At 55.8% G+C, this 15,651-nt stretch carries 15 protein-coding genes; all 15 read left to right on the top strand.

Features of this window, described 5'->3' with window-relative positions:
- Positions 1-138: 138 nt before the first annotated feature.
- Entirely contained in the window at positions 139-543 is a 405-nt protein-coding gene (gene sdhC / locus KB890_RS06770) for a succinate dehydrogenase cytochrome b556 subunit (protein WP_004142216.1), read from the top strand.
- Positions 537-884, top strand: a complete 348-nt coding sequence (gene sdhD / locus KB890_RS06765; RefSeq protein ID WP_002894949.1) for a succinate dehydrogenase membrane anchor subunit — start codon at positions 537-539, stop codon at positions 882-884. The genes sdhC and sdhD overlap by 7 nt, the downstream gene beginning before the upstream one ends.
- Positions 884-2,650, top strand: coding sequence for a succinate dehydrogenase flavoprotein subunit (gene sdhA / locus KB890_RS06760; protein WP_004179067.1), 1,767 nt, complete (start codon positions 884-886; stop codon positions 2,648-2,650). Before sdhD ends, sdhA begins: the two co-directional genes overlap by 1 nt.
- Before the next feature lie 15 nt (positions 2,651-2,665).
- Positions 2,666-3,382, top strand: coding sequence for a succinate dehydrogenase iron-sulfur subunit SdhB (sdhB, locus tag KB890_RS06755; protein ID WP_002894954.1), 717 nt, complete (start codon positions 2,666-2,668; stop codon positions 3,380-3,382).
- Positions 3,383-3,763: 381 nt separating this feature from the next.
- Positions 3,764-6,571, top strand: a complete 2,808-nt coding sequence (gene sucA / locus KB890_RS06750; RefSeq protein ID WP_004147623.1) for a 2-oxoglutarate dehydrogenase E1 component — start codon at positions 3,764-3,766, stop codon at positions 6,569-6,571.
- Positions 6,572-6,585: 14 nt separating this feature from the next.
- Positions 6,586-7,812 carry a 2-oxoglutarate dehydrogenase complex dihydrolipoyllysine-residue succinyltransferase gene (gene odhB / locus KB890_RS06745; RefSeq protein WP_004142209.1) on the top strand — a complete coding sequence of 409 codons (1,227 nt, stop codon included), beginning with the start codon at positions 6,586-6,588 and terminating at the stop codon, positions 7,810-7,812.
- 103 nt (positions 7,813-7,915) lie between these two features.
- Positions 7,916-9,082 carry an ADP-forming succinate--CoA ligase subunit beta gene (gene sucC, locus KB890_RS06740; RefSeq protein WP_002895039.1) on the top strand — a complete coding sequence of 389 codons (1,167 nt, stop codon included), beginning with the start codon at positions 7,916-7,918 and terminating at the stop codon, positions 9,080-9,082.
- Entirely contained in the window at positions 9,082-9,951 is an 870-nt protein-coding gene (gene sucD, locus KB890_RS06735; RefSeq protein WP_020324229.1) for a succinate--CoA ligase subunit alpha, read from the top strand. Before sucC ends, sucD begins: the two co-directional genes overlap by 1 nt.
- 824 nt (positions 9,952-10,775) lie before the next feature.
- A complete protein-coding gene (cydA, locus tag KB890_RS06730; RefSeq protein WP_002895047.1) occupies positions 10,776-12,344 on the top strand; it encodes a cytochrome ubiquinol oxidase subunit I in 1,569 nt (522 codons plus the stop codon).
- A gap of 15 nt (positions 12,345-12,359) precedes the next feature.
- Entirely contained in the window at positions 12,360-13,499 is a 1,140-nt protein-coding gene (gene cydB / locus KB890_RS06725; protein WP_002895049.1) for a cytochrome d ubiquinol oxidase subunit II, read from the top strand.
- Between the two features lie 15 nt (positions 13,500-13,514).
- Positions 13,515-13,631, top strand: coding sequence for a cytochrome bd-I oxidase subunit CydX (gene cydX / locus KB890_RS06720; protein WP_002895051.1), 117 nt, complete (start codon positions 13,515-13,517; stop codon positions 13,629-13,631).
- Positions 13,631-13,921, top strand: coding sequence for a cyd operon protein YbgE (gene ybgE, locus KB890_RS06715; RefSeq protein ID WP_002895053.1), 291 nt, complete (start codon positions 13,631-13,633; stop codon positions 13,919-13,921). Before cydX ends, ybgE begins: the two co-directional genes overlap by 1 nt.
- A gap of 149 nt (positions 13,922-14,070) precedes the next feature.
- Entirely contained in the window at positions 14,071-14,475 is a 405-nt protein-coding gene (gene ybgC / locus KB890_RS06710) for a tol-pal system-associated acyl-CoA thioesterase (RefSeq protein WP_002895056.1), read from the top strand.
- Complete coding sequence (gene tolQ / locus KB890_RS06705; RefSeq protein ID WP_004152221.1) at positions 14,472-15,164, top strand: Tol-Pal system protein TolQ; 693 nt, start codon at positions 14,472-14,474, stop codon at positions 15,162-15,164. Before ybgC ends, tolQ begins: the two co-directional genes overlap by 4 nt.
- A 3-nt stretch (positions 15,165-15,167) precedes the next feature.
- A complete protein-coding gene (gene tolR / locus KB890_RS06700; RefSeq protein WP_002895061.1) occupies positions 15,168-15,596 on the top strand; it encodes a colicin uptake protein TolR in 429 nt (142 codons plus the stop codon).
- The last annotated feature ends 55 nt before the right edge of the window (positions 15,597-15,651 follow it).

Below are 15,651 nucleotides of genomic sequence, written 5' to 3'. Positions count from 1 at the left end.
ACCCTGCAATCCCGAGCCACCCAGCGTTGTTTAGTGATGTTTTAATGCCTGAAAAGACGTTTTAACATGACTTCTGGTTATAGAAAGGACGCTGTCTGACCCGCAAGCAGACCGGAGGAAGGAAACAATAAGAACAGCATGTGGGCGTTATTCATGGTAAGAAATGTGAAAAAACAAAGACCTGTCAATCTGGATCTACAAACGATACGGTTCCCAATCACGGCGATAGCGTCCATTCTCCATCGCGTTTCCGGTGTCATCACCTTCGTGGCGGTCGGAATTCTGCTTTGGCTGCTGGGCACCAGCCTTTCCTCCCCAGAAGGTTTTCTGACGGCGGCCTCCATCATGGATAGCTTCTTTGTGAAGTTCATCATGTGGGGCATTCTCACCGCGCTGGCCTATCACGTCGTTGTCGGTATTCGCCATCTGATGATGGACTTTGGCTACCTGGACGAAACCCTCGAAGCAGGGAAACGTTCCGCCAAAATTTCTTTTGTTATTACTGTCGTGCTTTCACTTCTCGCAGGAGTCCTCGTATGGTAAGCAACGCCTCAGCACTGGGACGCAACGGCGTACATGACTTTATCCTGGTCCGTGCTACCGCCATCGTTCTGACCCTCTACATCATCTACATGGTTGGCTTCTTCGCCACCACCGGTGAAATCTCATGGGAAGTGTGGACCGGATTCTTTGCCTCCGGCTTCACTAAGGTCTTCACTCTGCTGGCTCTCGTTTCCATTCTCATCCATGCCTGGATCGGGATGTGGCAGGTGTTAACGGACTACGTTAAACCACTGGCTCTGCGCCTGGTTCTGCAACTGGCTATCGTTGTGGCGCTGGTGGCTTACGTTCTTTATGGATTTGTTGTGGTGTGGGGTGTGTAATGAAATTGCCAGTCAGAGAGTTTGATGCTGTTGTCATCGGTGCCGGCGGCGCAGGTATGCGCGCGGCGCTGCAAATTTCCCAGAGCGGACAGACCTGTGCACTGCTCTCCAAAGTGTTCCCTACCCGTTCCCATACCGTATCCGCGCAGGGTGGCATCACCGTCGCGCTCGGTAACTCCCATGAAGATAACTGGGAATGGCATATGTACGACACTGTAAAAGGGTCGGACTATATCGGCGACCAGGACGCCATCGAATACATGTGTAAGACCGGCCCGGAAGCGATTCTTGAGCTGGAGCACATGGGACTGCCGTTCTCTCGTCTTGACGATGGCCGTATTTATCAGCGCCCGTTTGGCGGCCAGTCGAAGAACTTCGGCGGCGAACAGGCGGCGCGTACCGCGGCGGCGGCTGACCGTACCGGTCACGCCCTGCTGCACACTCTGTATCAGCAGAACCTGAAAAACCACACCACTATCTTCTCCGAATGGTACGCCCTCGATCTGGTGAAAAACCAGGACGGCGCGGTAGTCGGTTGTACCGCCCTGTGCATCGAGACCGGCGAAGTGGTCTACTTTAAAGCCCGCGCCACCGTGCTGGCGACCGGCGGCGCAGGCCGTATCTATCAGTCCACCACCAACGCCCACATCAATACGGGTGACGGCGTCGGGATGGCCATCCGCGCCGGCGTGCCGGTGCAGGATATGGAAATGTGGCAGTTCCACCCGACCGGTATCGCCGGGGCTGGGGTTCTGGTTACCGAAGGTTGCCGCGGCGAAGGCGGTTACCTGCTGAACAAACACGGCGAACGCTTTATGGAGCGTTATGCCCCGAACGCTAAAGACCTTGCGGGCCGTGACGTGGTGGCGCGTTCCATCATGATCGAAATCCGCGAAGGCCGCGGCTGCGACGGTCCGTGGGGCCCGCACGCGAAACTGAAACTGGATCACCTCGGTAAAGAGGTTCTGGAATCTCGTCTGCCGGGTATCCTTGAACTTTCCCGTACCTTTGCCCACGTCGATCCGGTGAAAGAGCCGATCCCGGTTATCCCAACCTGTCACTACATGATGGGCGGTATCCCGACCAAAGTCACCGGCCAGGCGTTGACCGTGAATGAGAAGGGCGAAGACGTGGTGATCCCGGGCCTGTTCGCGGTAGGCGAAATCGCCTGCGTATCGGTCCACGGCGCCAACCGTCTGGGCGGCAACTCGCTGCTCGACCTGGTGGTCTTCGGCCGCGCGGCGGGCCTGCATCTGCAGGAATCCATTGCCGAGCAGGGCACGCTGCGCGACGCTAGCGAATCCGATATCGAAGGCTCGCTGGATCGCCTCAACCGCTGGAACAACACCCGCTCTGGTGAAGATCCGGTGGCGATTCGTAAAGCGCTGCAGGAATGTATGCAGCATAACTTCTCGGTGTTCCGCGAAGGCGATGCGATGCACAAAGGTCTGGAGCAACTGAAAGTGATCCGCGAGCGCCTGAAAAACGCCCGTCTCGACGATACCTCCAGCGAGTTCAACACCCAGCGCGTTGAGTGCCTGGAGCTGGATAACCTGATGGAAACCGCCTACGCGACCGCCGTATCCGCTAACTTCCGTACCGAGAGCCGTGGTGCCCACAGCCGCTTCGACTTCCCGGATCGTGATGATGAAAACTGGCTGTGCCATTCCCTGTACCTGCCAGAGTCGGAATCCATGACGCGTCGTAGCGTCAATATGGAACCGAAACTGCGTCCGGCATTCCCGCCGAAGATTCGTACTTACTAATGCGGAGACAGGAAAATGAAACTCGAGTTTTCAATTTATCGCTATAACCCGGATGTTGACGACGCTCCGCACATGCAGGATTACACCCTTGAAGCGGAAGAAGGTCGCGACATGATGCTGCTGGATGCGCTGATCCAGCTGAAAGAAAAAGATCCGTCGCTGTCGTTCCGCCGCTCCTGCCGTGAAGGGGTCTGCGGGTCCGATGGTCTGAACATGAACGGGAAAAACGGTTTGGCGTGCATCACGCCAATCTCCGCGCTGAATCAGCCGGGCAAGAAGATTGTTATCCGTCCGCTGCCAGGATTACCGGTTATCCGTGATTTGGTGGTGGACATGGGGCAATTCTATGCACAATATGAGAAGATTAAGCCTTACTTATTGAATAATGGGCAAAATCCTCCGGCTCGCGAGCATCTGCAGATGCCTGAGCAGCGTGAGAAACTCGACGGGCTGTACGAGTGTATTCTGTGCGCCTGCTGTTCGACCTCGTGCCCGTCGTTCTGGTGGAACCCGGACAAGTTCATCGGCCCGGCTGGCCTGCTGGCCGCGTATCGCTTCCTGATCGACAGTCGCGATACCGAAACCAGCGAGCGCCTGGACGGCCTGAGCGATGCTTTCAGCGTATTCCGCTGTCACAGCATTATGAACTGCGTCAGTGTGTGTCCGAAGGGGCTGAACCCGACGCGCGCCATCGGCCATATTAAGTCGATGCTGCTGCAGCGCAGCGCGTAAGCAACACGGTCTGTCCCGGATGGCGCTAGCGCTTATCCGGGCTACCAAAGCAGTAGCCCCGGCAAGCGTTAGCGCCGCCGGGGGATATAGCAGGAAATCTTTAAAAACCGCCACAAGATGTACCAGTAATCGAGGCGTTCAGTGCGAGGTAAGGCGGCAACTGAGCGCATCCCCGGGAGCATAGTGAACTATGTGACCGGGGTAAGCGAAGGCAGCCAACGCAACCGCAGCCTGAACGCTGAAGATTAATGGCAGTTTTTAAAGGTTCCTTAGCGGATAGAAACCACAACTCGTCCGCAACAAGTGAACCCCGGCACGTGCACTCGGTGTGCGTGGTAGTTTCTACGGCGAAATAAGCATATGAATGCTTAAGGGATCACGATGCAGAACGGCGCAATGAAAGCCTGGCTGGACTCTTCTTACCTCTCTGGTTCGAACCAGAGCTGGATAGAACAGCTCTATGAAGACTTCTTAACCGATCCTGACTCTGTTGACGCCAACTGGCGTTCAATGTTCCAGCAGTTACCTGGCACCGGAGTTAAACCGGATCAATTTCATTCCAAAACGCGTGATTATTTCCGTCGACTGGCGAAGGATGCCTCACGTTACACTTCTTCGATTTCCGACCCAGACACCAATGTGAAGCAGGTTAAAGTCCTGCAGCTCATCAACGCATACCGTTTCCGTGGCCACCAGCATGCGAATCTCGATCCGCTGGGGCTGTGGAAGCAAGAGAGAGTGGCGGATCTCGATCCGGCCTACCACGATCTGACCGAGGCCGATTTCCAGGAAAGCTATAACGTAGGTTCATTTGCCATCGGTAAAGACACGATGAAGCTGGGCGAGCTGATTGCCGCCCTCAAGCAAACCTACTGCGGCTCCATCGGCGCGGAATACATGCATATCACCTCTACCGAAGAAAAACGCTGGATCCAGCAGCGCATTGAATCGGTAGCTGGCAAAGCGAGCTTTACCGCGGAAGAGAAAAAACGCTTCCTCAGCGAACTGACCGCCGCGGAAGGTCTGGAGCGCTACCTCGGCGCCAAATTCCCGGGGGCGAAGCGCTTCTCGCTGGAGGGTGGCGACGCCCTGATCCCGATGCTCAAAGAGATGATCCGCCATGCAGGCAAAAGCGGCACCCGCGAAGTGGTGCTGGGCATGGCGCACCGCGGCCGTCTGAACGTGCTGGTCAACGTGCTGGGTAAAAAACCGCAGGACCTGTTCGACGAGTTCGCGGGCAAACATAAAGAACACCTCGGCACCGGCGACGTGAAGTACCACATGGGCTTCTCTTCCGATATGGAAACCGAAGGCGGTCTGGTGCACCTGGCGCTGGCGTTTAACCCGTCGCACCTCGAGATCGTCAGCCCGGTGGTTATCGGTTCCGTACGCGCCCGTCTGGATCGTCTGGACGAGCCAAGCAGCAACAAAGTTCTGCCTATTACCATCCACGGCGACGCCGCCGTCACCGGCCAGGGCGTGGTTCAGGAAACTCTGAACATGTCCAAAGCCCGCGGTTACGAAGTGGGCGGTACCGTGCGCATCGTTATCAACAACCAGGTGGGCTTCACGACCTCTAACCCGCTGGATGCGCGCTCAACGCCGTACTGCACCGACATCGGTAAAATGGTGCAGGCGCCGATTTTCCACGTCAACGCGGACGATCCGGAAGCGGTCGCCTTCGTCACCCGTCTGGCGCTTGATTTCCGCAATACCTTTAAACGCGATGTCTTCATTGACCTGGTGTGCTACCGCCGTCACGGCCACAACGAAGCCGATGAGCCGAGCGCAACCCAGCCGCTGATGTATCAGAAGATCAAAAAGCATCCGACTCCGCGCAAAATCTATGCTGACAAGCTGGAGCAGGAGAAGGTGGCGACTCTGGAAGATGCGACCGAGCAGGTTAACCTCTATCGCGATGCGCTGGATGCCGGCGAATGCGTGGTGCAGGAATGGCGTCCGATGAATATGCATTCCTTTACCTGGTCGCCGTATCTCAACCACGAGTGGGACGAGAGCTATCCGGATAAAGTTGAGCCAAAACGTCTGCAGGAGTTGGCCAAACGCATCAGCACGGTACCGGAAGGTATCGAAATGCAGTCCCGCGTGGCGAAAATTTACGCCGACCGCCAGGCGATGGCGGCAGGCGAGAAGCTGTTTGACTGGGGCGGCGCCGAAAACCTGGCCTACGCCACGCTGGTTGACGAAGGTATTCCGGTTCGTCTGTCCGGCGAAGACTCCGGCCGCGGCACCTTCTTCCACCGTCATGCGGTGATCCATAACCAGACCAATGGTTCAACCTACACGCCGCTGCAGCATGTCCATAACGGCCAGGGCCAGTTCCGCGTTTGGGACTCGGTACTGTCTGAAGAAGCGGTGCTGGCGTTCGAATATGGTTACGCCACCGCCGAGCCGCGCACTCTGACCATCTGGGAAGCGCAGTTTGGCGACTTCGCCAACGGTGCGCAGGTGGTGATCGACCAGTTCATCTCCTCCGGTGAGCAGAAGTGGGGAAGGATGTGCGGCCTGGTGATGCTCCTGCCGCACGGTTACGAAGGCCAGGGCCCGGAGCACTCCTCCGCGCGTCTGGAGCGTTATCTGCAGCTGTGCGCTGAACAAAACATGCAGGTCTGCGTGCCGTCCACGCCGGCACAGGTTTATCACATGCTGCGTCGCCAGGCGCTGCGCGGTATGCGTCGTCCGCTGGTGGTGATGTCGCCGAAGTCGCTGCTGCGTCATCCGCTGGCGGTCTCCAGCATGGATGAGCTGGCGAACGGCACTTTCCTGCCGGCTATTGGTGAAATCGATCAACTTGATCCGCAGGCTGTGAAGCGCGTTGTGCTGTGCTCTGGTAAGGTTTACTACGACCTGCTGGAACAGCGCCGCAAAAACGAGCAAAAAGATGTCGCTATCGTTCGTATCGAGCAGCTCTATCCGTTCCCGCATCAGGCGGTGCAGGAAGCGCTGAAAGCGTATGCGCACGTGCATGATTTTGTCTGGTGCCAGGAAGAGCCGCTCAACCAGGGCGCATGGTACTGCAGCCAGCATCACTTCCGTGAAGTGATTCCGTTTGGGGCCTCTCTGCGTTATGCAGGCCGCCCGGCCTCCGCCTCTCCGGCGGTAGGGTATATGTCCGTTCACCAGAAACAGCAACAAGATCTGGTCAATGACGCGCTGAACGTCGATTAATTAAAGGATACACAATGAGTAGCGTAGATATTCTGGTTCCCGACCTGCCTGAGTCCGTAGCTGACGCAACCGTCGCCACCTGGCACAAAAAACCGGGCGACGCGGTCGTCCGTGACGAAGTTCTGGTCGAAATCGAAACTGACAAAGTGGTACTGGAAGTACCGGCATCAGCGGACGGCATTCTGGATGCAGTGCTGGAAGACGAGGGCGCCACCGTCCTGTCTCGCCAGATCCTTGGCCGCCTGCGCGAAGGCAACAGCGCAGGTAAAGAAAGCAGCGAGAAAGCCGATGCGAAAGCGTCCACTCCGGCGCAGCGTCAGCAGGCCTCTCTGGAAGAGCAGAACAACGACGCGCTGAGCCCGGCGATCCGTCGCCTGCTGGCTGAACACAACCTTGACCCAGCGGCCATCAAAGGCACTGGCGTCGGCGGCCGTCTGACCCGCGAAGACGTTGAGAAACATCTGGCGAAAGCCCCGGCGCCGGCAGAAGCAAAAGCGCCAGCCGCCGCCCCGGCAGCCGCGCCGGCGCCGCAGCTGGGCCACCGTTCGGAAAAACGCGTCCCGATGACCCGCCTGCGTAAACGCGTAGCCGAACGTCTGCTGGAAGCGAAAAACTCTACCGCCATGCTGACGACCTTTAACGAAGTCAACATGAAGCCCATCATGGATCTGCGTAAGCAGTACGGTGAGGCGTTCGAAAAACGTCATGGCATCCGCCTGGGCTTTATGTCCTTCTACGTGAAAGCGGTAGTGGAAGCGCTGAAACGCTATCCGGAAGTGAATGCTTCCATCGATGGCGACGACGTGGTGTACCACAACTACTTCGACGTCAGCATGGCCGTTTCCACTCCGCGCGGTCTGGTCACCCCGGTTCTGCGTGACGTCGACCTGCTGGGCATGGCGGATATCGAAAAGAATATCAAAGAGCTGGCAGTGAAAGGCCGCGACGGCAAGCTGACCGTAGACGACCTGACCGGCGGTAACTTCACTATTACCAACGGCGGCGTCTTCGGCTCCCTGATGTCCACGCCGATCATCAACCCACCGCAGAGCGCTATTCTGGGTATGCATGCCATTAAAGACCGTCCGATGGCGGTCAATGGCAAGGTAGAGATCCTGCCGATGATGTACCTGGCGCTCTCCTATGACCACCGTCTGATCGACGGACGTGAATCGGTAGGCTTCCTGGTGGCGATTAAAGAGCTGCTGGAAGATCCGACCCGTCTGCTGCTGGACGTGTAGTCAGCAAGCGTATTACCTACCGTAGGCCGGATAACACGCGTTAGCGCCGTTATCAGGCCTACAGGTTTAAAGATAATTACACCCTGAAGGATGGACTGAACACATGAACTTACATGAATATCAGGCAAAACAACTTTTTGCCCGCTATGGCTTACCGGCGCCGGTGGGTTATGCCTGTACTACTCCGCGTGAAGCAGAAGAAGCCGCTTCAAAAATCGGCGCGGGTCCGTGGGTAGTGAAATGTCAGGTTCACGCTGGTGGCCGCGGCAAAGCGGGCGGTGTGAAAGTAGTTAAGAGCAAAGAAGAGATCCGCGCATTTGCCGAGCACTGGCTGGGAAAACGTCTGGTGACCTATCAAACAGATGCGAACGGCCAGCCGGTTAACCAGATCCTGGTTGAAGCGGCGACCGATATTGACAAAGAGCTGTACCTGGGCGCGGTTGTTGACCGTAGCTCCCGTCGCGTGGTGTTCATGGCGTCTACCGAAGGCGGCGTGGAAATCGAGAAAGTGGCGGAAGAGACCCCGCACCTGATCCACAAGATCGCCATCGATCCGCTGGCGGGCCCGATGCCTTACCAGGGTCGTGAACTGGCGTTCAAACTGGGTCTGGAAGGTAAACAGGTTCAGCAGTTCACCAAGATTTTCATGGGTCTGGCGACCATTTTCCTTGAGCGCGACCTGGCGCTGATCGAGATCAACCCGCTGGTGATCACCAAGCAGGGCGACCTGATCTGCCTCGACGGCAAACTGGGCGCTGACGGCAACGCGCTGTTCCGCCAGCCGGATCTGCGCGAAATGCGCGATCAGTCTCAGGAAGACCCACGTGAAGCGCAGGCGGCGCAGTGGGAACTGAACTACGTCGCGCTGGACGGCAACATCGGCTGCATGGTTAACGGCGCAGGCCTGGCGATGGGTACCATGGACATCGTTAAGCTGCACGGCGGCGAACCGGCTAACTTCCTCGACGTAGGCGGCGGCGCGACCAAAGAGCGCGTGACCGAAGCGTTCAAAATCATCCTCTCTGACGACAACGTTAAAGCGGTGCTGGTTAACATCTTCGGCGGCATCGTGCGTTGCGACCTGATCGCTGACGGCATCATCGGCGCGGTAGCGGAAGTAGGGGTTAACGTTCCGGTTGTGGTTCGTCTGGAAGGTAACAACGCCGAACTGGGCGCGAAAAAACTGGCTGACAGCGGCCTGAATATTATTGCAGCGAAAAGTCTGACGGACGCAGCACAGCAGGTTGTTGCCGCAGTGGAGGGGAAATAATGTCAGTTTTAATTAATAAAGATACCAAGGTTATCTGCCAGGGCTTCACCGGTAGCCAGGGGACCTTCCACTCTGAACAAGCGATCGCTTACGGTACGCAAATGGTTGGCGGCGTGACGCCAGGCAAAGGCGGCACCACTCACCTGGGCCTGCCGGTGTTCAACACCGTGCGCGAAGCCGTTGAAGCGACCGGCGCGACCGCGACCGTGATCTACGTTCCGGCGCCGTTCTGCAAAGATTCCATCCTGGAAGCGATCGACGCGGGCATTAAGCTTATCATCACCATCACCGAAGGTATCCCAACGCTGGATATGCTGACCGTGAAGGTGAAGCTGGACGAAGCGGGCGTGCGTATGATCGGCCCGAACTGCCCGGGCGTTATCACTCCGGGCGAGTGCAAAATCGGCATCATGCCGGGTCACATTCACAAGCCGGGTAAAGTGGGCATCGTTTCCCGTTCCGGCACCCTGACCTATGAAGCGGTTAAGCAGACCACCGACTACGGCTTCGGCCAGTCTACCTGCGTCGGTATCGGCGGCGACCCGATCCCGGGCTCCAACTTCATCGATATCCTGAAGATGTTCGAGGAAGATCCGCAGACCGAAGCGATCGTCATGATCGGTGAGATCGGCGGCAGCGCGGAAGAAGAAGCGGCTGCTTATATTAAAGATCATGTCACTAAGCCGGTTGTCGGCTACATCGCGGGTGTTACCGCGCCGAAAGGCAAGCGTATGGGCCACGCGGGCGCTATCATCGCCGGCGGTAAAGGTACAGCGTATGAGAAATTCGCAGCGCTGGAAGCGGCGGGTGTGAAAACTGTTCGCAGCCTGGCCGACATCGGCGAAGCGCTGAAAGCTATTATCAAGTAAACCCTCTCTGCTTGTCCGCAAGCAGAAATCTGTCCGATTTCGACATGGTTGGCCACCGTCAGGTGGCCTTTTTTGTGACCGTTATCCCGTCTCGTCAGAACCGCAGCGCCAACAACGAATTGATTTTCTGCGAAAAGCCCTATCTATCATATTGATTTAATTTATTATTTAATAAGTATTTTCGATGCGCTGTAGTGGCTAAAAAAATATACCCCGGCTGTACCGTAGGGAAACAAAAGCGGCAGCGAAAAAGCGTGGGGCAGGGGATAAGGAAGAAGATAAAATACTGTGAGCGGTCTAACATTATTCGGATCGGTTCTTTTTTTTGTTTTTTTTCCACGACGTTAAATAATATTACCTATGATTCTCATATCTCTCTTTTTAGTAACTGGAAAAGCCATAGTTTAAACACTTAATTAACATTAAGTTCACCAATATTCTTTATTGGGCTACATAATTAACACATAGAGTAAAAATTGATTTATATCAATACTTAATCCTTGGAAAAATCCCTCAAAAAACGTTAAATTGTCTCAAGTCAAATTGGCTGAATTCAGCCATCTTCACTATATATTGATCACCGTCGAAAAATGTAAAACTGGAACAATAAAAACATATTTATTGTAAGGTTATTGCGGCGTAATATATTGGGGAATCAATTGGGTTTTTCGTTAACGTATTTGTAACCTTACCCTGGCATGGTTTTACCTTCGATTGAAACCTGCTGTGGACGGGCGACAAATAAATTTGTATTGGGGCATGCGTATGAGCCAGAGTTTCTCGGTTCATTTTCGGAGTCTTCATGCGATGAGCAAGGAGTCATGATGTTAGATATAGTCGAACTGTCGCGCTTACAGTTTGCCTTGACCGCGATGTACCACTTCCTGTTTGTGCCGCTAACGCTCGGTATGGCGTTCCTGCTGGCCATCATGGAAACGGTCTACGTCCTTTCCGGCAAACAGATTTATAAAGATATGACCAAATTCTGGGGCAAGTTGTTTGGTATCAACTTCGCGCTGGGTGTGGCGACCGGTCTGACCATGGAGTTCCAGTTCGGGACTAACTGGTCGTATTACTCACACTACGTGGGCGATATCTTTGGTGCGCCGCTGGCCATTGAAGGTCTGATGGCCTTCTTCCTCGAATCCACCTTTGTAGGTCTGTTCTTCTTCGGTTGGGATCGTCTGGGCAAAGTTCAGCACATGGCCGTCACCTGGCTGGTTGCGCTGGGTTCCAACCTCTCCGCGCTGTGGATCCTTGTCGCCAACGGCTGGATGCAGAACCCTATCGCATCGGACTTCAACTTCGAAACCATGCGTATGGAGATGGTCAGCTTCTCTGAACTGGTGCTCAACCCGGTCGCCCAGGTGAAATTCGTTCACACTGTGGCGTCGGGCTATGTCACCGGCGCGATGTTCATCCTGGCGATTAGCTCCTGGTACATGCTGAAAGGTCGCGACTTCGCCTTTGCCAAGCGCTCCTTTGCCATCGCAGCCAGCTTCGGTATGGCGGCGATCCTCTCCGTTATTGTGCTGGGTGACGAATCCGGTTACGAAATGGGTGACGTGCAGAAAACCAAACTGGCGGCTATCGAAGCAGAGTGGGAAACCCAGCCTGCGCCGGCGGCCTTCACCCTGTTTGGTATTCCCGATCAGAATGCGCAGACCAACCACTTTGCGATCCAGATCCCCTACGCGCTGGGCATCATTGCTACCCGCTCGGTGGACAAGCCGGTTATCGGCCTCAAGGATCTGATGGTTCAGCACGAAGAGCGTATCCGTAACGGCATGAAAGCCTACGCGCTGCTGGAACAGCTGCGCGCCGGTTCAACCGATCAGGCCGTGCGTGACCAGTTCAATAACGTGAAGAAGGACCTCGGTTATGGCCTGCTGTTGAAGCGCTATACCCCGAACGTCGCTGACGCCACGGAAGAGCAGATCGCCAAAGCGACCAAAGACTCCATTCCAAGCGTCGCACCGCTGTACTTCGCCTTCCGTATCATGGTGGCGTGCGGCATCCTGATGCTGCTGATTATAGGCGCCTCCTTCTGGAGCGTGATCCGTAACCGCATCGGCGAGAAAAAATGGCTGCTGCGCGCCGCATTCTACGGCCTGCCGCTGCCGTGGATTGCCGTGGAGTCGGGCTGGTTTGTTGCCGAATACGGCCGTCAGCCGTGGGCGATTGGTGAGGTCCTGCCGACGGCGGTGGCTAACTCATCATTAACCGCGGGCGATCTGATCTTCTCAATGTTGCTGATCTGCGGTCTGTACACGCTGTTCCTGGTGGCTGAACTGTTCCTGATGTTCAAGTTTGCCCGCAAAGGACCTAGCAGCCTGAAAACCGGCCGCTATCACTTTGAACAGTCCTCTGCGGCTATTCAGTCGGCACGCTAAGACAGGAGTCGTCAAATGATCGATTATGAAGTATTGCGTTTTATCTGGTGGCTGCTGATTGGCATTCTGCTGATTGGTTTTGCCGTCGCCGACGGGTTCGACATGGGGGTGGGCATGCTCACCCGCTTCCTCGGCCGCAACGACACCGAGCGTCGGATTATGATCAACGCCATCGCCCCGCACTGGGACGGTAACCAGGTGTGGCTGATCACCGCCGGCGGCGCGCTGTTCGCTGCCTGGCCGATGGTTTACGCCGCGGCGTTCTCTGGCTTCTATGTGGCGATGATTCTGGTGCTGGCCTCGCTGTTCTTCCGTCCGGTCGGTTTTGACTACCGTTCCAAGATCGAGGACACCCGCTGGCGCAACATGTGGGACTGGGGCATCTTCATCGGTAGCTTCGTGCCGCCGCTGGTGATTGGCGTGGCCTTTGGCAACCTGCTGCAGGGCGTGCCGTTCCACGTCGATGAATACCTGCGTCTGTTCTATACCGGTAACTTCTTCCAGTTGCTGAACCCGTTTGGTCTGCTGGCCGGTATCGTCAGCGTGGCGATGATCCTGACTCAGGGCGCCACCTACCTGCAGATGCGTACCGTAGGCGAACTGCACCTGCGTACTCGCACCGTTTCCATGGTGGCGGCGCTGGTGACGCTGGTCTGCTTCGCGCTGGCGGGCGTGTGGGTCTACTACGGCATCGACGGCTATGTGGTGAAATCGGTGATTGACCATACTGGCCCGTCTAACCCGCTGACCAAGGAAGTGGTGCGGGAAGCTGGCGCGTGGATGGTGAACTTTAACAATATGCCAGCGCTGTGGGCGGTGCCTGCCCTGGGCGTGGTGTTGCCGCTGCTGACCGTCGTTTCGACCAAAGCGGATAAAGGTGCCTGGGCATTCCTGTTCTCCTCGCTGACCCTGGCCTGCATCATTCTGACTGCCGGTATCGCGATGTTCCCGTTCATCATGCCGTCCAGCACCATGCTGAACGCCAGCCTGACGATGTGGGACGCGACCTCCAGTCAGCGGACGCTGAACCTGATGACCTACGTGGCGATTGTTTTCGTGCCGATCATTCTGGCCTACACCAGCTGGTGTTACTGGAAGATGTTTGGCCGCATCACGCGCGAAGACATCGAAAAGAATACCCACTCGCTGTACTAAGGTAAGGAGCTATATATGTGGTACTTCGCATGGATTTTGGGAACGCTTCTTGCCTGTGCTTTTGGGGTCATTACCGCGCTGGCGCTTGAGCACGTGGAAGCCACCAAAGCCGGGAAGAAAGAAGAAATCTGATGAAATTTATCGCTACTCTGTACGCGATAATGGACAAGCGCCCGCTCCGGGCGCTTTCCTTATTGATGGCGCTGCTGCTGGCTGGCTGCATTTTCTGGGATCCGTCGCGCTTTGCGGCGAAGACCAGCGAGCTGGAAATCTGGCATGGTTTCTTGCTGATGTGGGCGGTTTGCAGCGGCGTTATTCACGGCGTGGGCTTTCGCCCGCGTGCCGTTCACTGGCAGGGGATTTTTTGTCCGCTTATCGCTGATATCGTGCTCGCTTTAGGTCTCTTCTTTTTCTTCTTTTGAATAAGAGATCTCTGTTAATGCTATGGGCTTGCATAAGCCCATAAAAATTTACGCCCCGTTTACTTTCCCCCATTCCAAACCACCTTTCCCGCGCGTATAGTAGCGAAGTTTGAAAGCTCTAACCTTTTTTTGCATTACCGGGATGTAAAGTGAATACAACGCTGTTTCGATGGCCGGTTCGGGTCTACTACGAAGATACCGATGCCGGTGGTGTGGTTTACCACGCCAGTTACGTCGCTTTTTATGAAAGAGCACGCACAGAGATGCTGCGCCACCATCACTTTAGTCAACAGGTGCTGTTGGCTGAACGCGTTGCCTTCGTGGTTCGCAAAATGACGCTGGAGTATTTTGCCCCCGCCAGACTCGACGACATGCTCGAAGTCCAGACGGAAATTACCTCGATGCGCGGCACCTCTTTGGTTTTCACGCAGCGAATCGTCAACGCCGAGAATACAGTGTTAAACGAAGCTGAGGTTCTCATTGTGTGCGTTGATCCACTCTTAATGAAGCCACGTGCGCTTCCCAAGTCTATTGTCGCGGAGTTTAAGCAGTGACTGACATGAATATCCTTGATTTGTTCCTGAAGGCGAGCCTTCTGGTAAAACTTATCATGTTGATTTTGATTGGTTTTTCTATCGCTTCCTGGGCTATCATTATTCAGAGAACGCGTATCCTTAACTCGGCCGCGCGTGAAGCTGAAGCGTTCGAGGACAAATTCTGGTCCGGGATCGAGCTCTCTCGTCTGTACCAGGAGAGCCAGGGGCGTCGCGATAACCTGACCGGTTCGGAACAAATCTTCTACAGCGGTTTCAAAGAGTTTGCACGCCTGCATCGGGCTAACAGCCATGCGCCGGAAGCGATTGTCGAAGGGGCATCGCGCGCGATGCGTATTTCGATGAACCGCGAACTGGAAACGCTGGAGACCCATATTCCGTTCCTCGGCACCGTAGGCTCGATCAGCCCGTATATCGGTCTGTTCGGTACCGTCTGGGGGATTATGCACGCCTTTATCGCCCTTGGCGCGGTGAAGCAGGCCACCCTGCAGATGGTGGCGCCAGGTATCGCCGAAGCGCTGATCGCCACCGCGATTGGTCTGTTCGCCGCGATCCCGGCGGTCATGGCGTATAACCGCTTGAACCAGCGCGTGAACAAGCTTGAACTGAATTACGACAACTTTATGGAAGAGTTCACCGCTATTCTGCACCGTCAGGCCTTTACCACCAGCGAAAGCAATAAGGGGTAAGCCATGGCCAGAGCACGTGGACGCGGACGTCGCGAACTGAAGTCCGAGATCAATATCGTTCCGCTGCTGGATGTCCTGCTGGTGCTGCTGCTGATCTTTATGGCAACGGCGCCGATCATTACGCAGAGCGTGGAAGTCGATCTGCCGGACGCCACGGAATCGCAAGCGGTGAAAAGCAATGACGATCCGCCGGTGATTGTGGAAGTCTCCGGGGTAGGGCAGTACAGCGTGAAGGTGGGGCAGGAGACGCTGTCCCAGCTGCCGCCGGAGCAGGTAATTGCCGAAGCGAAGCGTCGTCTTGAAGCCAATGAAAAAACGGTATTCCTGATCGGCGGTGCGAAAGACGTCCCTTACGATGAAATTATTAAAGCGCTGAACCTGTTGCATAGTGCAGGGGTTAAATCGGTCGGCTTGATGACCAAACCTATTTAATCGCTTCAGGTAGGTGCGTCCGCGCGGCGTCCGGTGGCGGGTATCGCTCGCCGTC

Source organism: Klebsiella sp. P1954 (assembly GCF_018199955.1).
GTDB lineage: Bacteria > Pseudomonadota > Gammaproteobacteria > Enterobacterales > Enterobacteriaceae > Klebsiella > Klebsiella pneumoniae.
Note: the sequence above shows the minus strand (reverse complement) of the source record. Positions and strands in the feature narration are given on the sequence as shown.